Here is a 20090-nt window from a genome sequence, read left to right on the forward strand (position 1 = left end):
TCCTCCAACACCTACTCGCCACCTGGACCGGCACCTGCCCAACCTGCCGACAACCCACCTGGCAGCCCTACGACACCACCTAACAAAGCCCTACTAGAGGCTGCGCCACCGATCGGCACACGCGCGGACCCGCCTCCGGCTGACCGGACGTGCGCTCGACGCCCGGGGCCGTAGTCGCTCGTCCGCGGCGGCTTCGGGTCAGGGCCGTGTTGCTTCCGCGGTCCCGGCATTGACCGGGCATGCGCACGATCAAGCGTGCGGCGGTGGCCGTGATGGCGGTGGCGGCGCCGGCCGCTCCCACTGCCACGGCTGCCCCGGCCTACAAGTGCGCCAGCAGCACGAAGGACAGCGAAGAGCAGCCGCAGGGCTGGACGGCCGGCACCGAAGGGAACACAGGCTGCTTCACTGCCCTGACCCGTCATTTATCCCTGAGACCAGGCGGCGGCCACGGCCAGGGGCCGGCCGCGGCCATCGCAGGCGAGATGGATTTTGGTGGTCAGGCCTCCGCGGGATCGGCCGAGGGCGTGATCGTCCGGTTCGTCCGCGCGGTGTTTCCCCCTTTTCGCCTCGTGGCGGCGGCGTGCTGGTGGGCGCGGACGATGGTGGAGTCGATCTGGACCAGCCAGTCGATGTCACCAGCCGCGTCGGCCGATCCGCGCCGCAACCATTGGTCGTCGCGGTTTTCGACGGTGAGGCCGGCGGCGCGGAGGGTGACGGCGAGGACGAGGCCGAACGCGTGCCGCAGGCCGGACAGGTCTGCCTGTAGGGGTCGGGTCCGCCGCCGTCCGCGTTGGCGGGTCGCGGGGCGGGTGATCGGGGTGGGCATCCAGCCGACCGTGACTCCGCGTGCGGGGTGGATGAGCTGGACGCCCTCGCCGCCGGTGGCGATCTCCTCGAATCCGGCCGCGGTGAGCACTGCGCGGACCCGCAGGTAGAGCTCGTCCTCTTGATCATTCATGGCTGGGACCTGCAGAGCTGCGCCGGCCGCACGGCGGCACGCCGTGCGGCCGGTACGCACGGTGGCTCAGGTGTGGATGCGGCTGTTGGTGCCGTCGTAGTGGTCCGTGGCCTCGTCGTTGAACCAGTAGTCGTCGGCCGCGGGGTAGCGGAAGGAGTGACTGCCGTTGGTGGGGAGGGAGACCTCGGCGGCGCGGGTGCCGTCGCCCCGGGGTTCGAGGGGGTGGGCGGCGGGGTTCCAGTGGGTGAAGTCCCCGACCACGCTGACCGGCCCCTCGGGGGTGTTCTCGGGGAGGACGAAGGTGACCTGGGCCTTGTCCTTGACGCGCCTGCGTTCCAGCACAGGCGATCTCCAGCCGTAGAGGGTCAGGGGTTCGTGCATCCTCGCCCGTGCTCGCGTCGGCGGCGGACCTGCCGGGCGGCGTGCGTGTGCGGGTCGCCCGACAGGAAGCCGCGGACGGGCAAGGGCTGCTGGAGGAGGGAACGACGGGCCGAGGATGCCCGGTGCCCGTGGCGGGGCCCGGCCGGGGTGGCGTCAACCGGCCGGGCCCCGCGTGCGTGGACCCTCTCGTCGCCCTGTCACCGTGCCACGGCCGACCGTGGGCCGCCCGGTGTGCGGTCCGTGTGGGGGACCGGTGGCCGGGTGCCGCCCCGGTCAGCTGTCGGTGATCGGGAAGAGCGCGTCGGCGCCGGTCATCTCCAGCAGGCGCCGGAACTGGGGCTGCGGGTTGCCCAGGGTGATGCGCCGGCCGTGTTCTGCTGCGGTCTGCCGCGCCTGGATGAGGGCGTTGAGGCCGGAGGAGTCGCAGAACGACAGACCGGACAGGTCGACGACGATCTCGTCCGGGCCGCCCGGCTGGGTGATCGCCGCGTGCAGGGCGTCGCGCAGCATCGCCGCCCGGTCGATGTCCATCTCACCACCCACGTGTACGACACGGCGCTGATCATCACCGTTCACCCACACGCCCTGCTCACCTCTCTCGAGATCTTCTACGCCGCCCATGATGAGGCAGGCTGGGCGTGAAGGGGCATAAACAGGACAGAGGCCGGGCTGTGGGCAGAAGTTGTGGACAGGCTTCGATGCTGTCCGTTGTTCGGGCTGTTGCTGTCGATCGGTAGCTATGGGCCCAACTCTGGCAGAACTTGAGCCGGCCGGCTCCGGTTCGAGTTCATCGACATCGACTGCTTCGACGTCTCGTTCTGAATCCCGCGGCTGGGGCGTACCCGGCAGCGCCTCACCCGGGCGCGAGCACTCTGTCCGGCGGGGACGCCTCCTCGTCCAGCGTGTCAACGGCAGGTCCCATCGGGAAGAGGGGTGCGATAGCGACTGTGGAGAGCCGCAGGAACGAGGGCCCTCACCCCGGCGAGGGGCGGCGGCCCATTCGTGGTCCGGGCGCGGCCTCGCCTCAGCCAGCGCTGCGCCCTGTTCTGACGAAGCCGCCACACCGAGGCCTATGAGAGAGCACGACCGTACCCCTCACCTCGCCCATGCGACTACGACGCGGCTGGCGACTCGGCCGACGCCGGGCCCGGGGGATGGTTGAACGGTCACGACGCGGCCCAGTCGACGCCGGCCTCGGCGAGCGCCCGGAGCCGTGCCGGGTCGAGCCGGCCGCGGCGGGTTTTGTGGTTGCCGATACAGATACCGCTGCGGTGTTCGGTGCCGTCGGGCAGCAGCTCGACGACGGCTCGCCCTGGCATTCCGCCTTCCCGTTCGGTGCACTGCTGAAGGGCCTCCCAGGCCCTTCAGGAACGCCTCGCCGCCCGTGCGAACCGTCTGCTGCGGTCGTTCCGGGGGCGACCCGACACAGCGAGGACGTCGGCCGGTGGTTCGCCACCCAGCGGCGGAACTTGGGCCGGCTGAACGAGGAGCAGCGGTGCCGGCTCGGCGAACTGGGCGTGAAAAATGCTCTACGGGCCCGCAGGACGGCGGCGAAGGCGGCCGCGGTGGCCGCCCGTCCTTCGGGCAGGAGGTGGGTGAGGTAGGCGTGGTGGCGCTGCCAGTCGGTGGTCCACCCCAGCCGACCGCGGGTTCAAGGCGAGGTCGAACGCGGCCAACGCAGCGGCCTGCCGCTGCGTCCGGTTGGGGCCTTTATCCAGCCGGCGGGCCGGCGCACGTTCGTCAGCCACTGCCACACCGCCAGGTCGACCGCGGTGGCGCGCCGCGGCGCGGCGAGCGGCCCGTGGAGCTCGTAGGGAAATCGCGTTCCTGGTGGATTTCGAGAGAGCGGACGTACTTTTCCGCCGAGGTTTTGGCGGCTCCGCTGTTGAATCAGCCGTTCACGGCGTTGGACAGCAATCCTGCGACCACCAAAAAGACGACGACCACCGCGAGAACGACCCCCAGCATGGCTGCCACCTTGCCGGCAGTCGGCAGCTGTGTTTTCGCAATCTTCACGTTGGCGGCCATGCCCAGCGCGCCCAGCCCACCGCCGATCGCACCGCCTATGAAGAGCAGTCCAAGCGGGAGCAGGGAGAGGACCACCTGCCAGGGGGCGAGTCCGTCAAACAACTTCTTCTTGGTGAGCGGCGTAAGGGTGTCGACCTGCGGCGACTTTGACACGGCTGGTCCTTCCGATGCGCCATACGTGCGCAGTCGATTCAAAGTGGGCGGGCGTGAGATGGTGTGCCCAAGCAGATGGTGCCCGCCGGGCATATCGCACGGGCGTTCGTGATCTTATCCACTCGATGCCCCGCGGGCATGCGTCGCGTTGGCCTCCGTTCGGGCACGATCTGGACGCTCTTGATCGATCCGGTGTTCGAATCACCATCAATCCGCACGGAACCGTCGAACGACGTCGCCTTGGTCGACAGGAGCATCGTGCCGAGCTTGCAAACGCGGGAGAGGTAGGCGGCCGCCCGGCCCTGGTCGGGGGCCGAGAACCTGCGTCGGCACCTCCTCGGCTATCGGTCCCAGTCCTACGCCACCGACGTCAACTCGCTGCGCTCCGGTGACCTGCTCTTCTGCAAGTGGAGGAAGGAGCCGGTGTACAACCGCGCAGCGGTCGTGACCGGCAGGGGCCAGGGTCAGGTCAACCTCGCCCAGCTCGGGTGGACGAACCACCTGAACGCGGCCCTCGGCCGCCGGTACCGCGGCTCGGAAAACCCCATCGTCAGCGTGGTGGCGATCCGACTGGTGAGCACGAATTGAGCACGGCGCCGGTGAGGTCGGCGTTCCTGAGCTGCCTGCCGACGGTCTCCGTCCTGACGGGTTGCTCGGCTGGGTCGGACCTCGGCTACGACGACGACTGATCCCGGCACGCGCCGAGATCCTCGGCCGACACAGGGAGCCTGACGGTGTCGGCACTGCGACCTCTTGGTCAGGCCAACGGGCCGCCGTTCCACGGCGGTCCGGGCCGGGCCGCCCGAGGACACGACCGCTGGTCGGCACGCGGGATCGGCCGGTGCGCGGATACCGGTCGGCGTCAGGCAGGCTGTGGTGGTCGGGGTGGATCGGTGCGGGCGCAGCGGACGCAGGTGGTCGCGGCCGGGCGGATCTTCATGCGTTCGGGCGGAATCGTGCCGCCGCAGCCTGGGCACTGTCCGTACTGTCCTCGTTCGAGCCGTTCCAGCGCTCGGTCTCACAGCGGAGGCTGGTCGCCTCCCGAGACTTCCCGCGGTCGGTCTCCTCCGCCCCGAGCCACCCACGCGTCCGCGGTCGCGATCGAAATGGCGGGTCACGGATGTCGCCAGACCTACCTGCAAGGCCGGGCGCGGAGGCGGCCTGTGCCCAGCTCCGCCGTCCGAAACCGCCGACCCAGGGGAGCGAGGTTGGGGTCGGCCATAGAGCGTGGGGCCCTGGCTTCGTGTTCGCCCGGATTTCGCTGTTCAGCTCCTGCGGGTCAACGGTTGCCCGGAGAAGCTCACCCCTGCCAGGCCATGGGCTACGAGGTTGCGGATGTTGCTGTGATCAGTGTCGTTCGGCGTTGCCAGCACGCTGCGGTAGTGCTCACCGAATGCCTGCAGGGCCTCTTGGTCGCTCAGTCCTTCCAGCAGGGCCAGTCCCAGCGTCTTGCAGGAACCCTCGTTCTCACCTGCGGCGTTTTCCAGTTCTCCGTTGCGGAACGCCTGCGGCTGATAGTCGTAATGCGCAGCGACGAAGGCCAGGGTGTCGGCGAACTGGTGCTCACCCGACGCGAGGCTTGCCCGGAGCGAGTTCAGATCCGTCATGTCGGTTCCCTTGGGTTGGACGGACGATCCGACTGCCGTCCGTGACCGGGGGACAATACCCCCCTTGAGGCCAGCCGGTGGGAATCGGGTCACATGTCGGAACGAGCGGCATCTCCGCAGGTCACGATGTGCGGCTGTGCAACCTGCCGAGAGCCGGTGAGAGCCACAACCGCGTTCGAGGTTCGGGCAACCTCACATGACTCACCAAGTGAGTGCGAGCGTGCCTGCGCCTGCGCGGGCAGGGCAGGGAACACGGCCACCGAGCCGTCCTTGTCGCGGCAATCTCAATCGCCGCCACGTCTGTCGTGCGGCTGTTGACCAAACCGTTCTGCGTGCCAAGCCCGGGCAGCACCCGGTACGGAGCCTGAACCGGGTTCGCGGTGACCCACTTCTGCTCCTGCGCGATCCACTGGTGAGCGGCCGCGTCCAGCATGACCCGCGGCGCCCGGACGTGCCCGCGCTCTGCGCGACGCTCAGCAGAGCGGCAGCGCCCTTCCGCTCCGCGCCCATCACCGCCGAGTAGGCGAGTACCGAAGGCTCGTCGCCCTGGCCGGCTGAGGACCCTGCGGCGCACCGGCGGCCGCCGCACGCGTACGGCGCCGCCGCGTGCCCAGGACACCCACGACCAACGCGGCATGTGACCGCAACCCGTCGGCGTCTACGACGCCCGAACAGCACCCGCGTAGTGACGACATGCGCACGGTCGCCCTGCGGCTCGGAGGCAGACCTACTTGCGGCCCGCGATGCTGATCTTCGGCGGGGCGGCGGACGCCTTGCAGCCGCACCCGCCCTCACCTGCGGTCTTCGGGGCGCAGGAGAAGGGGTGGCGGCGTCGGCCGAACCACCAGGTCCCGGCGGAGAGGCGGTCGGGGCGACGGCGAGAGCTGTCAGCCAGCCCACCCACCGCCCCCGCCCCGGCGCCGACGACCCCCGCCGCGATCAGGACGGGGAGCGCGCAGCACGCCACGTAGGCCAAGGCGGCCAGTCCGCCGAAAGCCTTCGGGGCACGCGCAAGGCGGGTGTCAGCAGCAGGGTTCGGCAGGCGGTCCACGGCCAGGGTCCGCAGCGGCCGGTGTCCCCCGCTCGTTGAGCTGGGCGGGTTCGTGCTTGTGGTCGACGGTGATGGAGTCGTAGTGGTTCGCTCCGCCGATCGACCGCTCCTGTGGCCCGGCTACTACTCGGAAGTGCGCCATTCGCGCAGGTCAGAGGTGGTGGTCGCCAAGGGCCTATGGGTCGATGTCGAGCCCACCGGTTTCATCGGTGGACATGCAGGTGACTGAGGCTCTGGGGGTGACCCTCGTCCTGTCAAGCACATCGCCAAGGGCAAGGGGGTCGAGGGCGAGCGCGCCCAGGACCTGCTGAGGCGTGGGGGCCGGCGGGAGCCGGGCACCGGCGACGGGATCCTCGTGGGCGGCCACGGCGGCCACGGCGGCAGCGGAGTTCCTATCGACGAGTGGGAGAACGTCATGTGGTCGCGGATCGCGAGATGAACAAGGTCCACGACGAGCTCTGAGAGGCGACGCGAACTGGGCCCCAGCCCGACTTGGCGGGCAGGGACGCGCGTGAGCGTTGTGGTCGGCTGGCACCGGGGCGGAAGGTGACCCCGGCCTGGGCTGGGCTGGGGCGGGGTGGAGGGCGACGCATGCTCAGGCCGCGAGCAGGGCTGCGAGGCGAAGAGGCACCAGCGGCGCATCCAGGGGGCCGGCCGCGGGGCGCGGGCGGGCGCACCGCGAACGCGCCGTCGCGGTACTCCACGACGAGCTCGGGTGCCCGCCGGGTGCGGCGAAAGCCAGCTGGTGCAGCTCCGAGCGTGCCCGGCCGGTCAGGCGCTCGCTCTGCCAGGCGGGGTGGGGGCCGACAGGCAGAAGAGCCAGGTCAGCTCGCTCCGGAGCGAGGCCGCCCCTGCCGCCGGCCGCAGGGCCAGGCGGTCGAAGGCTGCCGGGCGGACTGCCGGACATCGTCTGACACCAACAGCCGGGAGCCGATGCGACACCGCGTCTCTCCGGCTGCGTGGCAGACCTCCTCGCGCTGCTCGGTGTCGTCGAACCGTCCGGGGAGCACTTCCAGCGGGTCGTCGTGCATGCCCGGAACAACGCGATGCCGACGGGCGGCCAGGACGGCCCTTCTTGGCTCCGCCTCGACGGCTTCGTCCGGCCCGGCTGAGGAACGGTTGGAAGTGGCCCCACCCGGCCGGTTCACCGGGCCGGTTGTTGGTGCCCAGTTCTGTTTCCCGCCCGCGCCCACGTAGCGGGGAGCTGCCTGGCTCCGCGGATCCTCGCGTTGTACCCGACCACCGCTTGCCGGCGGGGCGGAGCATCTGCTGGCGAAGGCCGGTGAGTCAAGAAACCGGAAGATGCATGTCCGGCGGCGGCCGAGCACGGTGGGCCCGTCCGCATCAGCGGAACCTGGGTGAACGGGTCTCCCGTTTGCTCTTCCTAAGATCACTAGGTTATACCTAGAGGTCCTAGGAGCAGGGGAGGGTGCATGGGGCGGGCAGGGCTGACGGCGGAGCGGGTGACGATCGCGGGCGCCGAGTTGGCGGACGAGGTCGGGCTTGACCAGGTGACCATGTCGCAGTTGGCGCGGCGGCTGGGCGTGAAGGACGCGAGCCTCTACACGCACGTCCGCGGCCTGGAGGATCTGCGCGGAAGGATCGCGCTGTTGGCGGCGGACGAGAAGACCATCCGTATCGCGGAGGCGACCTCGGGGCGGGCGGGCAAGGACGCGCTGGTCGCGTTCGCCAACGCGTGGCGGGAGTACGCCCACGAGCATCCGGGGCGCTACATGGCGACGCAAACCCCGATCCAGATCGACCCGGAGCTGGCTGCCAAGGCGGCCGGACCGCGGCGCGCGGTCGAGCTGACCTACGGCATGCTGCGCGGCTACGGACTGGCCGAGCCCGACCTGACCGATGCGGTCCGGTTGCTGCGCAGCACGTTCCACGGGTTCGTCGCCTTGGAGGCCGCGGGCGGCTTCGCACACGAGCGTTCGCCTCAGCACTCCTGGGTCCGCGCCCTCGACGCCCTGCACACCCTCCTGGAGCACTGGCCCCCGTCACGAGAAGGAGATTCCTCATGATCGCCCCGACCACCGGCAGCCTGCGCGTGAACGGCGCGACCCTGCACCACGCGGTACGCGGCCAGGGCCCGCTCCTGCTGCTGATCCCCGGAGGGGCGGGCGGCGCGGCCTCCTTCGACGGCATCGCCGACGACCTGGCCGCCGAATACACCGTCGCGACCTACGACCCGCGCGGCATGTCCCGAAGCACGCTGGACGACCCCCAGGCCCAGCAGCGAGTGGCCGAGCACGCTGACGACGCGTTCCGGATGCTGGAACTCCTGTCGCCCGGTGAGCCCGCCCGGGTGTTCGGCGCCAGTTCGGGTGCGATCGCCGCCCTGCACCTGCTCGCCGCCCATCCCGAACGCGTCGAACGCCTCGTGGCGCACGAGCCGCCAGTGGTGGAGGTCCTGCCCGACGCCTCCGAACATCGCGCACTCATCGCGCGCGTGCAGGAGGCCTTCCGTACGCAGGGGCTCATGCCGGCGATGGCAATGTTCGCTGCGGGTCTGAAGAAGGACGGCGCCACCACGGAGCCGAAGGCCGAGATCAAGCTTCCACCGCAGGCAGCGGCGCGGGCCGAGCAGACCATGGCCAACCTGCCGTACTTCATCGGGCGCATCGTGCCCGGCTTCATGTCCTACACCCCGGACATCCACCGGCTGGAAGCCCTGTCGGACCGGCTCGTGCTCGCCTGCGGCCAGGACTCACGCGGCGAGCTGCCGTACCGTCCCGCCGCCTTTCTGGCCGAGCGTCTCGGCACGGAACTCCTGCACCTCCCCGGTGGGCACACCGGCATGACCACGCATCCCGCCGAGTTCGGCGAGATGCTCCGGAAGGCCTTCCGCGCCTAAACCCGCATCCGACTCGCCCTGGTCAACCCCACCGAAGGTGGTCGCTGAAGGTCCCATCCGCAGTTGGCCGTCCTTGGGCAATCCGTCCCGGGGGCCGTGGGGCGGTACCCAGTCGACGACGAGAAACCCCCGGAGTACTGCGTTCAGGCCGAGTTCCTCGCGCAGTTTCGCGTGCAAGGGCGGCTTCGGGTGCCTCGTTGGCCTCGGCCGTGCCCCGGGTAGGTCCCAGCCGGGCGTGTAGGTGGGGCTGAAGGGGAGCACGTGGCCGGTCCGGTTCAGGACGACGGCTGCGGGCTCGTCGGACGGGTTCGGGTCCGGAGGCCCGGAACGGACGGTGCTGTTGTCCGGGGACCGGTCCACGACGGGGCCGCGCCGGCGAGCGGGGGCCGGCAGTCGCCCGGCTGCCGTGGCGCGAGGCGGCGCGGATCATCGCAACCGTGCGGCGTAGGGCGGGTAGTCGTTGCTCTGTTGCCCCATCGGCCGTTCGGCCGGTCCCTTGCGGTTTCCGTGCGCCCATAACGCACAGCAGCGATACCTCACCCTATGGTCACCCTTGAGCGACGATCGTGTTCGCGTTGCAGCGTGAGGGGAGCCGTCCATCATGGCCATGCTGTTGATCAAGGGTTCGTACGAGATCGTGGGGACGCAGCCGGACGGGGACACCGTCCACTTCCGCCCCGACAAGCCTGAGGAATGGGACTTCGTCTGCGGCCCGTACCGGGTCAAGCGCAATGCGTCCGGCCGCGGGAAACTGCGTCTGGAGGGCATCGACGCTCTGGAGACCCACTACAGGCGCACAGGCCCCGAAGTCGCCCAGCCGCCCCCGCTGCCCGCCAGGGCCCGGGAGGAGCTGCTGAGCTGGTTGGGGTTCACCAGCGTCGTATGGGGCGCGGACGGGAAGGTGGCGTCCACGACTCCGGCGAGCGTGCCCGGCTTCGTCCTGACCCGAGGCGCGGACTCCAGCAACCGCTGCATCGCCTTCGCCGGGCTCGGCTCCCACCCCGCCGACAGCGGCACGCACGTCTTCGTCGACAGCGCGCTGCTGCAGAGCACCCTCAACCACCACCTGGTGAGCGAGGGCCTGGTCTACCCCCTGTACTACGGGACCCTGTTCTACGGGCTGCGGGACGAACTGACGCTCGCGTTCCAGCAGGCGCAAGGGGCGGCGAAGGGCGTGTGGGCCGTGGACAAGACCCTTGCGGGGGCCACGGTCACGGGGCTGGACTCGATCACGGACGCGGGACCGGTGGCCGAGGACATGATCCTGTGGCCCAAGCTGTTCCGCCGCCTGGTGGACTACCTCAACCTCGGCGACCCGGACCTCTCCGGTTTCCGCGCCTACCTCGACCAGGAGGCCGATAAGTTCCTGGTCGTGTCCACAGGGCAGGTCACGACAGGGCTCGACGAGATCGTCGAGGTCTCCGGCACCACCGTGAGGATGACCCGACCGCCGGAGGATCTGGTCTTCGCGGAGGGCTGAGAAGGGGTTGACGTCGGCGCGCCAGATCGACGACGACGGGCTGTGGCCTGACAACTCGCAGATCACGGTGAGCACATCTGCGGCCGGTCGGAAAACACCGTCCGTCTACGTCGTACGGGAAGCGAAACGGCCGCTACCGCCCGCCGATGATCAGCCACGGGGCCAAGCCGGAGCACCCTGTCACGCTGGGTGGCTCGGTGCTGTTCGTGGATGGGCACAGCGACGGGCGCGGCTACCAGCCACGAAGTACACGGGATCACCGACCGTCTGACCTGCGGCCCCACGTGGTCACCGCGGTCAGGCGGTCCGCCGCGTCCCAGTTGTCGCGCCAGGTGTCCGGCTTGCGGGAGAGACGGGTGTTCTGGCGCAGGACGGCGCGGCCGTGCGCGGCGTACTCGCAGCGGACGGATTCGGCGCGGGTGTTGCGGGTACCGGTGTAGCTGCGCTCGCTCGCGCCTCTGCGGAGGGCAGGATCCGGCCAGGAGGCCAAGACGGGCGCTGGGTAGACAACCTGCTCGGCATGCCATCAGGGCCTGCTTGTCGCACGCTGAGAGTTGGGCGCCTGGAACCCGTCCTCGCCGTCCCCGCAGGGGGAGCGCAGATGCAGCAGGAGTGGTGGGGCGAACTCCTCGGTTGCCGGATTGCGGTGGTCAACGCGACGGGCGTTGGCTCGGTGATGCTCGGGTCAATTCCTCTGCCAAAGTTCAGTAGCCAATTGGTGGAGGGCTGAGAGATCGCGCTGTCGAAGCGATAGGCGCTGGGTGGATTGGTGTTCACCTGTCCAGGTGCGGCCGGACTCGTCCGGGTCGCGGTCGGGAAGGCTTACGGGAGGCGTCGTGACGGACTCGATCGGCTGGTGGCCGTGCCAAGCGTGCGGGAGCCAGGACTCGAAGGATGTGGAGTGGAGCGAGTTCTCCACGGAGGACGGAGTGACGTCGGCCCGGTTGCAGTGCAAGGGGTGCGGCACCGATCGCCGCGAGGCGGTCAGTCACCTCTGGGAGCCGGGGGCCGGTGAGGGCTCCCGCCGCGCGTAGATTCGAGCTCATGGTCGTTCTGCCGCTCGATCTGCCCCGCCTCCAGGTGCTGGCCGCCTGACTGGAGCGGCTCGCGTCGAGGCCGGCATCCGGCAGGCCGAGGCCCCGCGCAGCCGCGGAGTCGGCCCGCCTGCCGCCCTTCCCGCCACCGGGCTGGCGGATCGAGCACGGCATCGGCGTCGGCCGCCTCCATCCCTGTACGTGGGGGACTGCTGGGACATCCGCTCCAGCTGCCTGCCCGCGGACCGGGACACGGTCCGCCGGGCGCTCGCCGGCGGCGTCGAGGCGCGTATGCGCTGCCGGCCGGCCACCGCGCTTGGCGTGCCGGACTGGCCGGACAGCCGCACCCTGGAGGTATGGCCGACAGCGTGTACATCGTCGTTCACCCGCTCGCCGGAGATGGCCGGGCCGTCGTGGCGCACGTTCACGCGGAAGACCGGGCCCTGGGTGTCGCGCACAGCTTCCCCGGCGTGGTGGAGCTGCTCCGCGCAGCCGGCTTGGGGACGGCGGAGGGCTGGCCCCCGATACGGTGGCTCGGCGGGGGCCCGGAGGAGTGGAGCGAGTGAATGCTCAGGATGCTCTGCCAGGGCGTCGGCGGCAGGCTGGAGCCATGGAGCATGCGCCGATCCTCGTACACCGGATCTCCGCATCGGGTGGCCGGCGGGTCGTGATCCGGATTCGCGGCGTCGACACGGTCCTCGGCATCGCGCACTCGGACGGGGACCTGATCGAGTTCCTGCGGCGGCTCGACGTCCCCCACCCGGATGAGCTGGTCCTCGGCGACTCCGAGGTCATCGCCTGGCAAGGTGGGAAGCCGCACGTGTACGAGGAGGAGACTGGGGTCTAGCCGGCGTTGATCTCGTCAAGCTCCGGCCGGTATGCGTGGGGTGGTCCTGCCACCCCGCCCTGCGGCAGCAGCGTCGTCATTTCCCCGGCGGTACAGCCGCCGGCGCTCAGCCCATGGCTGGCGCCAGCCCACCAGCTCCACCTCCGGGGCGCTGCTCCATCGCGGTCGGACACCAGGACGCCGCGCCATGCCCCCGTAGTGGTGCTGTCTGCACACGCACTCTTTCCGAAGGCCGGCGTGTACGCGCCCACTTCGACACCCGAACATCCCCGAGCACCGCCAGCGGTGCCGCCCCCGGCACGGGCCGCTTCACGCTCTTCCGACAGGCCCGTCCTCCGGTTCGGCCAGCGCATCGGCGGCCGACAGCCGCCGTGCCGGTCGGTCGCACAGGGCGGCCTCCAGCGACTCGGTTTGGGCCGGCAAGGCGTTCCATGCGTCGGCCTCGTCCTAGATGGCCACGCGATCTGCGCGGGCACCTCGACGAGACCCTCCCCCCGGGCCGGTCGGGGCCCTTTCCTCTCCGCTTGCGCCGGCAGTGGACGTCGCCCGCGCCGCACCGTGCCTTCGTGGCGTCCGGCAGCCGTGGGACGCGCGTTCTCAGATGGTGCCGAGGTCCGAACTCACCCACCGCTGCGGGCGCATGTGGATCACCAGCTGCTCCCCGTGTTCCTTCCAGGCGAAGTCGACGTAACCCTCGACCTTCTTCGCCGGCAGGTAGCGGGCTGAGATTTCCACCAGCTGCTCGCGCGTGGCGGGAACGGTGGAGATGACCGGTCCTTCGACCGACACGTACCGGGGCGTGGGCTCCAGACGGTCCACCATCAGGGTGAACCGGCCCGCGGCCCGGATCAGATCGGCCTTGCGCGAGTCTCGCCCGGTCATGATCCAGATGTCGCCGCCGGGTGAGTACTGGTACCAGATGGGGACCGCGAGCGGCGCACGGTCACCCTCCGCTCCCGCGTTCACCGCGAACGCGGCGACGTGGGGCTCGGCGAGGAACTGCTCACGTTCGGTACGGGACAGGGCCACGGCACACTCCTTCGACAGTCGAATCCCTCTGAAGCGATCCCTTCCCCAAGAACCCTGCCCCGCCTGCGCGCCCATTCCCCGCCCGGCCCGGAATCGCCCAGAAGGCCCCGCTGGGCGGGCGGCGCATTCCGAACCCGAATTCCTCTCCTCTGGGGGGCGGGTGCCGCCGACGTGGCAGAGGGGCCTGCAGTCGGCCCGTTACGCCTTCCGTGGCACGATGCCGTGGCGTACGGGGAACGCCGGTCCGCGTGACGGAGGGCCGGGTCCACCACCCCCACCGCCACGGCCCCGGGGCGGCTTGCCCCGGCCGGGCTGCCGTGCCCGCCCGCCGGCAACAGGGCGGCCACCGGTCGGCGCGCAGGTCAGCTCGGCGTCGCGCAGGCGGAGTACGTGCTGACGTCCCTGAGCGGAATTGCCGCTCCAACCGCTTTTACCGGCCCCCGCGGTGTACCGGCCGGTCGTCGGAACGGAGGTCCGGCCGGGCCGCTGGTGCGGGTCTCGCAAGAGAGGCGCAGCGGCATGACGCGGCGAGGATTCCCCGGCCGCCTCGCCGAACTCCTCTCGGCACCCACTCTCACCGGCCTCCCTGTGCCACTCGCACCCGCGTCGCGCGACAGGCAATCGGCTGAGTTGCGGCAGTTCAGATGTGGGCTCGGATCTGTTTCACCGGATGGCCCAGGCGGTCCCCCAGGGCCGCCAGTTCGTCCTCGCTGAACCAGAGGTGCTCGGGGTTCCAGATGGCGATCTCGAAACGGGCGAAACCGCATGGCCAGTCGTAATCCAGCAGGTCCAAAGTGGTCGATCCTCCACAGCAAGGGACCTCGACGGCGAGCGTGGCGAACCCGTCGTCGCAGTGAGCCTCAAGGAGGTCGCCCCACCACTCCGTGTCGATGGACGCCTGGCACAGGGGGCAACCGATCCTTTCCAGGTTCTCCCCGCAGTCGACGGCAGCCACCACGTCGTGCCACGTCACGTCGATCTCCACGTCCACGCCGCCGGCAGCTCCCGGAGTCAGGTCCTCGACGAGCGCGACGACGCGATCAGCGGCACCGCGATCCGGCTGCCACTGCGGATCACTCGGAATGATCGACAGAACATCATCGCTCATAACTTCCCCTCCTCGCCAGACCGCTGACCACTGACTGCTGACCACTGCAAGGTCGTGCCGCGATGCTATCGATCAAACGTTCCCCCGTCGGACCGCCGCCCCGGAAGCCTAGTTTTCGTCCTCTTGACGATATTGGCGTGTCTCGTTATCGTCGCATTGACGAAATGAAGGGGGTTCACCATGGCCGACATCACCCGCCGCTTCGGCTGGCGTCATCTGCGCTCCGCGCACACCGCCCACATCCGCCACCACAAGCGCGGCCGACTCGTCCACGACGGGCGGGGGCTCAGTTTCTGGTACCGGTCGCTGTCGGCGGCGCTTTCCGAAGTGCCGGTCGACGACCGGGAGCTGGCCATGGCGTTCCACGCCCGTACGTCCGACTTCCAGGACGTCGCCGTGCAGGCCACCGTCACCTACCGGATCAGCGACCCGGCCGAAGCCGCGGACCGCCTTGACTTCTCCGTCGACCCGGACACCGGGAGCTGGCGCGGCGCCCCCTTGGAGCAGATAGCCACTCTCCTCACCGAGACCGCGCAGCAGCACACGCTGGACGTACTGGCCCGGACCCCGCTGGCCGTCGCCCTGGTGGACGGCGTCGCCTCCGTGCGGGGGAGCGTCGCCGCCGGTCTCGCCGCCGAGCCCAGGCTCGCGGCCACCGGCATCGACGTGGTGACCGTGCGGGTCGTGGCGATCCGCCCGGAGGCCGAGGTGGAGCGCGCCCTGCGCACCCCGGCCCGCGAGCAGATCCAACAGGAGGCGGACCGGGCCACCTACGAACGGCGGGCCGTCGCCGTCGAGCGTGAGCGCGCCATCGCCGAGAACGAGCTGGCCAGTCAGATCGAACTGGCGCGGCGCGAGGAGCAGCTCATCGACCAACGCGGCACCAACGCCCGCCGCGAGGCCGAGGAGAAGGCGGCGGCGGACGGCATACGGACCGAGACCGAGGCGGCCCGCAAGGTCCGCCTGGCCCGCGCGGACGCCGAGGCGGCGCGCGAGACGGGTGCGGCGCGCGCCGAGGTTCAGGCTGCCTGGCTGCGCGTGCACGACGAAGTCGGCCCCGGCACGCTGCACGCCCTGGCGGCGACCCGGCTGGCGGAGAACCTGCCGAGGATCGAGAGCATCACGCTCTCCCCGGACGTCCTCACCGGGCTCCTCACCAGGATCGGACGTCCGGAAGGCGGCACCAGGACCGGACGTCCGGAAGGCGGCGCGGGCGCGTGAGCCTGGCTCCGCGGGCGGTGCTCGTGCACCGCAGGACCGAGTACGAGGAACTGCTCGGCCGGCACGGGACGCACGGGCAGGCCGCCTTCTTCCTTTCCAGCCGGGGCCGGTCGATCGACGAGGTGGTCCGCCGCCACGAGCGCACGCGGCAGGCGCTGCGCGAGGTGGCGGCGGCGGTGCCGCTCACCTGGCGCAGCTCCCGGGTTGAGCGGGCGGACCTGGACCGCTTCCTGTTCGCCCCGGAGGACGTGGTGGTCGTGGTCGGCCAGGACGGCCTGGTCGCCAACACCGCGAAGTATCTGCGTGGACAGCCGGTGGTGGGCATCGACACCGATCCGGGGCGCAACCCGGGGGTCCTGGTCCGTCACCGCTGCGCCGACGCGGCCGCCTTGCTGCGCGCGGCGACCGCCGCCGGAGGCCGGGCGGAGGAGCTGACCATGGTCGAGGCCGTCGCCGACGACACCCAGCGCCTTCTCGCGCTGAACGAGATCTACCTGGGCTCGCCCGGTCACCAGACGGCCCGCTACCGCCTGGGCTCCGACGGCGAGGACGGCCAGGGCGAGGCCCAGGCGTCCTCCGGGGTGCTGGTGGGCACCGGTACGGGCGCCACCGGCTGGCTGCGGTCCCTGTGGCTGGAGCGCGGCCGCCCCGCGGGGCTGCCCGCACCCTGCGACCGGCGGCTCCTGTGGTTCGTGCGCGAGGCCTGGCCGTCCCCCGCGACCGGAACGACGAAGGTCGCCGGTGAGCTGGTTCGGGGGCAGGGGCTGCAGCTGACCGTGGAGTCGGACCGGATCGTGGTCTTCGGCGACGGAATGGAGAGCGACGCCCTGGAGCTGACCTGGGGCCAGAGCGTACGGCTGGGCATCGCGGAAACGTCGCTGCGCCTGGTCACGTGAGCGGCGCTGAGCGGCGCCCTGCCCGACAGGCTGTCGCCACTGCTACAGACCCACAGGAGAACGACGGGTTACGGTTCCTGCGGCACCCGTGCCCGGTATGCGCGAGGGCGCCGCTGCGCGCCGCAGTGGACCGACCGACTTCCGCCGGCAGCACGGCGTTGGTGCGCTGCGCCGGCCGCGGGTGACTGCTCGGTGGTCGGCTCCGCCTCAGGCCAATGACTACACGACATGGACGGTGCTCCGGACCGCACCGACCGCACCCTCCCTGTTCCCGGGGAGGGCGGTCCTCCGGAGAAGCCTGGCGGAGCGTGGCGTCAGCAGTGGTGGGAGGGCCGCCTCGGCCGTACCTCGGCCTCGTTCACGTCGAGGCGGCCGGCCGCCGCCGCGAGGCTGGTCATCTGACCCCCGCGTGCCGGTGTGGCAGCGGTTGCGACTGCGGCTGCGGGTCCGGTGCCGGGATCCGCCGCAGGACCTCGTACCCAACGGCACTGGTTGTTTGGGGCCACCGGGGTGTGGGTGGGGACGTGGGTGGGGCAGGGTCGCAGACGGGATCCGGCCGGTCTGCCGGCGGGGACGTACGAGAGGCGGTGTGCTGGTGGACTGGGACTGGTGGACGGTGGACTTCGGGGATGCGCACGCGGGCGCGGCGGGTGTACTCGTCGGCGGCCGCGAGCCGGGTCCGGTGTACTTCGACGTCGGGAGCGGTTCGGACGTGCCGTCGACCACGCACTGGTCGGCGTACGACGGCCGGCACCGCCGCCCGCGCGCCGAGGCCATCCGGGCGGTGTGCGCGTGCGGATGGCGCAGCCCGGCTCAGTACCCCCTGGACTGGGACACGATCGGCGACCCACCCCTGTACGCAGCGGACGTCGACCTCGCGGGACCGCTCGCGGACTGGACCGCGCACCTGTCCGTCGTCCGCGATGCCGCCCTGCCGTTGCCCGAGCCGCTGGCCGCGCTCCTGGTCGAGATGGCCAGGCAGCTGACCGCCGCGGCCGCGGACGCGCCGTTGGCCGCGCTGCGTGCCGCCGGAGTGCTGGAGCGGATCGCCGCCGGGGTGGGTCGGGCGGCCGCCGGCTCGCTGTGTGACGACGGCATGTCCGCCGAGGCAGTGGCCACCGCGCTCGGCACCACCTCTTCCAAGGCCCTGGTCCTGCTCATGACCGCGCAGGACAGGTGACGGCGCGCACCACAGGTTCCGCCTTGTGGGCAGGAGAGGGGCGAGTACAGCCGTCGGCTGATCCTGAGGCTCGTCGCGTGTCCCCTCGGCCTGCCGCCTCGGCGGGCGTGTGAATGCGGAGCGTGTCGGCCCCGGGCCTTGATCACTCCGGTCTACGGTGGATCCGAGGTCCAGCGCGCCGCGCCACCCCGGACAGCGAGGGTCCCAGCCGTGGTCGCCGAGTCCGTCGGGGCAGTCGCCTCGTACGCTTTCACCCGCGAGGAGCGGCACATGAACCCGACATCAAGGGCGACCGGCACCGTCCGCTACGCCGACGCCGTCTGACCTCGACGGCACATGCGATCCAAGCTGCCATCGGTCCCGGGAGGCAGTCGGCCGTGACGGGACAGAACACGTCCGACACGGACCGTACGAGCCCGCGCGAGCCGGGGCCGAGACCTGCTGTCCACACCGAGAGCCGCTGGCCGATGGCCGCAGCGGTCATCGCTTCAGCGGTCCTCACTCTGCTCCTGCCCGACGACCTGCGTCTTGGACCCCGGTGGGCGCTTCCCCTCGCCGAAGCCCTCCTGCTGGTGGCGCTGATCTCGGGAGACCCCGGCCGGATCAGCCGCCGCTCCACGGTCCTGCGCTCAGTGGCGATCGCCCTGGTCGTCGTGCTCGCGGGCAGCGCCATCTGGTCGACCGTCCAGCTGATCGACGATCTCATCCACGGCGGGACGGAGACCAACTCCGCCAACGCCCTCCTGCTGGCCGGCGGCAGCGTCTGGGCCTCCACCGTTCTCGCCTTCTCCCTCCTGTACTTCGAACTCGACAGCGGTGGGCCGGCCGCCCGGGCCCACCACATGCCCCCCACACCGGCGCTCGCCTTTCCCCAACAGCTCAGCCCCGAAGTGAGCGCCCCACACTGGCGCCCCCACTACATCGACTACCTCTACCTCGGGTTCACCAATTCCACCGCGCTGAGCCCCACCGACGTCATGCCACTCGCCCCCTGGGCCAAGAGCGTCATGACCATCCAGTCCATCCTCTCCCTCATGATCCTCGGACTCGTCGTCGCCAGGGCAGTGAACGTCCTGGCCTGAGAGGGCCCGTCGGCGTGCGTCCGCCCCCACCGCCCCGGACCCGGCATACGCGATCATGACCGGCATGGACACTCGATTCCTTGGCACAGCCGATCTGTCAGAAGCCCCGTCCGTGGCGGTCGTAGTCGACGTCATGCGTGCTTTCACCGTGGCTGCCTGGGCCTTTGCCCAGGGGGCAGAAAAGATCGTTCTTGCCGAGTCGCTGGACGAAGCCCTGGCGCTCAAGGTCCGCCACCCGGATTGGGTGGCGCTCAAAGACGGTCCGCCCGCGCCCGGTTTCGACTTGGTCAACTCGCCGGGCCTGCTGCGGTCTGTTGACCTCGCCGGCAGGACCGTCGTGCAGAAGACCACGGCAGGGACGGTCGGCGCCCTTGCGGTCAAGGAGGCGTCGCTGGTGCTGTGCGCCGGCTTCGTGGTGGCGGAGGCAACGGCTCGGCTCCTGCGGACGCGCAAGAGCGGCAGTGTCACGTTCGTGGTCACTGGCGAAGACGGGCAGGCCGATGAAGATCTGGCGTGCGCTCAATACATCGCACGGAGGGCCACCGAAGCCGGGACGGATGCAGCTGAGTTCCTCCGCCGCGCTGCCGAGTCGCGTGCCGCCGCCGAGCTGGCGGAGGGCGTGCGTCAAGGAGTCCATCCTGACGACGTCGCACTCTGTCTTGAGGTCGACAGGTTCCCCTTTGCCATGGTGGCGACCTTGGAAGGCTCGCTCATGGTCCTCCGTCCGCGGGGCGAATCCGGCTGAGCGGCAACACCGCGTGCGCATCAGTCTCGGCCCCGGCCAACTGGGCCAACGTCACACGAGAACACGGCGTGTTGAGCCGGGAGGCTACGCGGGCCGCGTCGTCGAGGGCTGCTCGGCGGCCGCCGCCGGCTTCGGACCCGCCGCCCCGCCGCGGTTGTGTGGGTGGTGCCTGTGGTCAGTGGGGGATGCTGTCGATGAGTGCGCGGGCTCCTTGCCGTAGGAGTGCGACGGCCACGGAGGTGCCGAGGGTGGCGGGGTCGAGTGGGCCCGCCCATTCGTGGGCGCGCAGGACCTGTTTGCCGTCGGGGCTGAAGACGGTGGCGTAGAGGCTTAGGGCGTGTATCGAAAGTGCCTGGTGAGGATGACGGAGAGCCCTTTTGTGATCAAGAATGATTGGATGGTCATGCTTGAGACTCCCCGTTTGATCCTG

At 70.6% G+C, this 20090-nt stretch carries 21 protein-coding genes and 4 pseudogenes; 13 read left to right on the forward strand and 12 right to left on the reverse strand.

The window, feature by feature from the left end:
• Window positions 1-452: 452 nt before the first annotated feature.
• From IF88_RS48850 to IF88_RS0138285, 5 genes and pseudogenes are all read right to left on the reverse strand, one after another.
• Window positions 453-634: pseudogene (locus IF88_RS48850) on the reverse strand (IS5/IS1182 family transposase); the annotation flags it as partial.
• Window positions 635-1024: 390 nt separating this feature from the next.
• A complete protein-coding gene (locus tag IF88_RS0138270; protein WP_078893412.1) occupies window positions 1025-1339 on the reverse strand; it encodes an isoamylase early set domain-containing protein in 315 nt (104 codons plus the stop codon).
• Between the two features lie 273 nt (window positions 1340-1612).
• Window positions 1613-1960: an STAS domain-containing protein gene (locus IF88_RS0138275; RefSeq protein ID WP_063754903.1), complete on the reverse strand. Its 348-nt coding sequence runs from the start codon at window positions 1958-1960 to the stop codon at window positions 1613-1615.
• A gap of 545 nt (window positions 1961-2505) precedes the next feature.
• Complete coding sequence (locus IF88_RS46195) at window positions 2506-2658, reverse strand: helicase (protein ID WP_107050738.1); 153 nt, start codon at window positions 2656-2658, stop codon at window positions 2506-2508.
• A 571-nt stretch (window positions 2659-3229) separates the two neighbouring features.
• Window positions 3230-3520, reverse strand: coding sequence for a hypothetical protein (locus IF88_RS0138285; RefSeq protein ID WP_051838289.1), 291 nt, complete (start codon window positions 3518-3520; stop codon window positions 3230-3232).
• A 423-nt stretch (window positions 3521-3943) separates the two neighbouring features.
• Here IF88_RS0138285 and IF88_RS47050 point away from each other — a divergent pair, with 423 nt between their 5' ends.
• Window positions 3944-4108 (forward strand): hypothetical protein, encoded by a 165-nt coding sequence (locus tag IF88_RS47050; RefSeq protein ID WP_158754870.1) that lies wholly within the window; start codon window positions 3944-3946, stop codon window positions 4106-4108.
• 274 nt (window positions 4109-4382) lie between these two features.
• Here IF88_RS47050 and IF88_RS44995 read toward each other — a convergent pair whose 3' ends face one another.
• From IF88_RS44995 to IF88_RS0138305, 3 genes are all read right to left on the reverse strand, one after another.
• A complete protein-coding gene (locus IF88_RS44995; protein WP_078893413.1) occupies window positions 4383-4529 on the reverse strand; it encodes a TraR/DksA C4-type zinc finger protein in 147 nt (48 codons plus the stop codon).
• A gap of 256 nt (window positions 4530-4785) precedes the next feature.
• The gene (locus tag IF88_RS0138300; RefSeq protein WP_030723691.1) at window positions 4786-5127 is read right to left on the reverse strand and encodes a HopJ type III effector protein; all 342 of its coding nucleotides are present in this window, start codon (window positions 5125-5127) and stop codon (window positions 4786-4788) included.
• A 727-nt stretch (window positions 5128-5854) separates the two neighbouring features.
• Window positions 5855-6178 (reverse strand): hypothetical protein, encoded by a 324-nt coding sequence (locus tag IF88_RS0138305; RefSeq protein WP_158754872.1) that lies wholly within the window; start codon window positions 6176-6178, stop codon window positions 5855-5857.
• Between the two features lie 959 nt (window positions 6179-7137).
• Between IF88_RS0138305 and IF88_RS47055 the strand changes: the two genes are divergently transcribed.
• From IF88_RS47055 to IF88_RS0138330, 4 genes are all read left to right on the forward strand, one after another.
• On the forward strand, window positions 7138-7290 hold the full coding sequence (locus tag IF88_RS47055) for a hypothetical protein (protein ID WP_158754874.1): 153 nt from the start codon (window positions 7138-7140) through the stop codon (window positions 7288-7290).
• Between the two features lie 321 nt (window positions 7291-7611).
• Window positions 7612-8205: a TetR/AcrR family transcriptional regulator gene (locus IF88_RS0138320; RefSeq protein WP_030723697.1), complete on the forward strand. Its 594-nt coding sequence runs from the start codon at window positions 7612-7614 to the stop codon at window positions 8203-8205.
• Window positions 8202-9038, forward strand: coding sequence for an alpha/beta fold hydrolase (locus tag IF88_RS0138325; protein WP_030723699.1), 837 nt, complete (start codon window positions 8202-8204; stop codon window positions 9036-9038). Before IF88_RS0138320 ends, IF88_RS0138325 begins: the two co-directional genes overlap by 4 nt.
• A 601-nt stretch (window positions 9039-9639) precedes the next feature.
• A complete protein-coding gene (locus tag IF88_RS0138330; protein WP_030723701.1) occupies window positions 9640-10518 on the forward strand; it encodes a hypothetical protein in 879 nt (292 codons plus the stop codon).
• A gap of 283 nt (window positions 10519-10801) precedes the next feature.
• Here IF88_RS0138330 and IF88_RS0138335 read toward each other — a convergent pair.
• A pseudogene (locus IF88_RS0138335) lies at window positions 10802-11005 on the reverse strand (hypothetical protein); the annotation flags it as partial.
• A gap of 700 nt (window positions 11006-11705) precedes the next feature.
• Between IF88_RS0138335 and IF88_RS49780 the strand changes: the two are divergent.
• The 3 genes and pseudogenes from IF88_RS49780 to IF88_RS0138355 all read left to right on the forward strand — a co-directional run.
• Window positions 11706-11861 (forward strand): annotated as a pseudogene (locus IF88_RS49780) (DUF6233 domain-containing protein); the annotation flags it as partial.
• Window positions 11862-11908: 47 nt separating this feature from the next.
• On the forward strand, window positions 11909-12118 hold the full coding sequence (locus IF88_RS0138350; protein WP_030723707.1) for a hypothetical protein: 210 nt from the start codon (window positions 11909-11911) through the stop codon (window positions 12116-12118).
• 44 nt (window positions 12119-12162) lie between these two features.
• A complete protein-coding gene (locus tag IF88_RS0138355; protein ID WP_030723709.1) occupies window positions 12163-12399 on the forward strand; it encodes a hypothetical protein in 237 nt (78 codons plus the stop codon).
• Between the two features lie 597 nt (window positions 12400-12996).
• Here the strand turns inward: IF88_RS0138355 and IF88_RS0138360 are convergent.
• Window positions 12997-13428, reverse strand: coding sequence for a pyridoxamine 5'-phosphate oxidase family protein (locus IF88_RS0138360; RefSeq protein WP_030723711.1), 432 nt, complete (start codon window positions 13426-13428; stop codon window positions 12997-12999).
• Between the two features lie 640 nt (window positions 13429-14068).
• Complete coding sequence (locus IF88_RS0138365; protein ID WP_030723713.1) at window positions 14069-14536, reverse strand: hypothetical protein; 468 nt, start codon at window positions 14534-14536, stop codon at window positions 14069-14071.
• Window positions 14537-14716: 180 nt separating this feature from the next.
• Between IF88_RS0138365 and IF88_RS0138370 the strand changes: the two genes are divergently transcribed.
• The 5 genes from IF88_RS0138370 to IF88_RS0138395 all read left to right on the forward strand — a co-directional run bounded on the left by IF88_RS0138370 (window position 14717) and on the right by IF88_RS0138395 (window position 19660).
• Complete coding sequence (locus IF88_RS0138370) at window positions 14717-15757, forward strand: SPFH domain-containing protein (protein ID WP_030723715.1); 1041 nt, start codon at window positions 14717-14719, stop codon at window positions 15755-15757.
• Entirely contained in the window at window positions 15754-16653 is a 900-nt protein-coding gene (locus IF88_RS0138375; RefSeq protein ID WP_030723717.1) for an inorganic polyphosphate kinase, read from the forward strand. The genes IF88_RS0138370 and IF88_RS0138375 overlap by 4 nt, the downstream gene beginning before the upstream one ends.
• A gap of 589 nt (window positions 16654-17242) precedes the next feature.
• Window positions 17243-17833 carry a hypothetical protein gene (locus IF88_RS0138380; RefSeq protein ID WP_037808623.1) on the forward strand — a complete coding sequence of 197 codons (591 nt, stop codon included), beginning with the start codon at window positions 17243-17245 and terminating at the stop codon, window positions 17831-17833.
• Window positions 17834-18210: 377 nt separating this feature from the next.
• On the forward strand, window positions 18211-18915 hold the full coding sequence (locus IF88_RS0138390; protein WP_030723721.1) for a DUF1345 domain-containing protein: 705 nt from the start codon (window positions 18211-18213) through the stop codon (window positions 18913-18915).
• Window positions 18916-18979: 64 nt separating this feature from the next.
• The gene (locus IF88_RS0138395) at window positions 18980-19660 is read left to right on the forward strand and encodes a 2-phosphosulfolactate phosphatase (RefSeq protein ID WP_324617238.1); all 681 of its coding nucleotides are present in this window, start codon (window positions 18980-18982) and stop codon (window positions 19658-19660) included.
• A 175-nt stretch (window positions 19661-19835) separates the two neighbouring features.
• Here the strand turns inward: IF88_RS0138395 and IF88_RS48855 are convergent.
• Window positions 19836-19994 (reverse strand): annotated as a pseudogene (locus IF88_RS48855) (hydroxymethylbilane synthase); the annotation flags it as partial.
• Window positions 19995-20090 lie beyond the last annotated feature (96 nt).

This window comes from Streptomyces sp. NRRL F-2580 (assembly GCF_000720115.1).
In the GTDB taxonomy this organism is placed as follows: Bacteria; Actinomycetota; Actinomycetes; order Streptomycetales; family Streptomycetaceae; genus Streptomyces.

What these genes read in the sequence shown, in the direction of transcription:
- IF88_RS0138270 (WP_078893412.1), bottom strand. Translation starts at nt 1,339, where the DNA reads ATGCACGAACCCCTGACCCTCTACGGCTGGAGATCGCCTGTGCTGGAA.
- IF88_RS0138275 (WP_063754903.1), bottom strand. Translation starts at nt 1,960, where the DNA reads ATGGGCGGCGTAGAAGATCTCGAGAGAGGTGAGCAGGGCGTGTGGGTG.
- IF88_RS46195 (WP_107050738.1), bottom strand. Translation starts at nt 2,658, where the DNA reads ATGCCAGGGCGAGCCGTCGTCGAGCTGCTGCCCGACGGCACCGAACAC.
- IF88_RS0138300 (WP_030723691.1), bottom strand. Translation starts at nt 5,127, where the DNA reads ATGACGGATCTGAACTCGCTCCGGGCAAGCCTCGCGTCGGGTGAGCAC.
- IF88_RS0138320 (WP_030723697.1), top strand. Translation starts at nt 7,612, where the DNA reads ATGGGGCGGGCAGGGCTGACGGCGGAGCGGGTGACGATCGCGGGCGCC.
- IF88_RS0138325 (WP_030723699.1), top strand. Translation starts at nt 8,202, where the DNA reads ATGATCGCCCCGACCACCGGCAGCCTGCGCGTGAACGGCGCGACCCTG.
- IF88_RS0138330 (WP_030723701.1), top strand. Translation starts at nt 9,640, where the DNA reads ATGGCCATGCTGTTGATCAAGGGTTCGTACGAGATCGTGGGGACGCAG.
- IF88_RS0138350 (WP_030723707.1), top strand. Translation starts at nt 11,909, where the DNA reads ATGGCCGACAGCGTGTACATCGTCGTTCACCCGCTCGCCGGAGATGGC.
- IF88_RS0138355 (WP_030723709.1), top strand. Translation starts at nt 12,163, where the DNA reads ATGGAGCATGCGCCGATCCTCGTACACCGGATCTCCGCATCGGGTGGC.
- IF88_RS0138365 (WP_030723713.1), bottom strand. Translation starts at nt 14,536, where the DNA reads ATGAGCGATGATGTTCTGTCGATCATTCCGAGTGATCCGCAGTGGCAG.
- IF88_RS0138370 (WP_030723715.1), top strand. Translation starts at nt 14,717, where the DNA reads ATGGCCGACATCACCCGCCGCTTCGGCTGGCGTCATCTGCGCTCCGCG.
- IF88_RS0138395 (WP_324617238.1), top strand. Translation starts at nt 18,980, where the DNA reads ATGGACACTCGATTCCTTGGCACAGCCGATCTGTCAGAAGCCCCGTCC.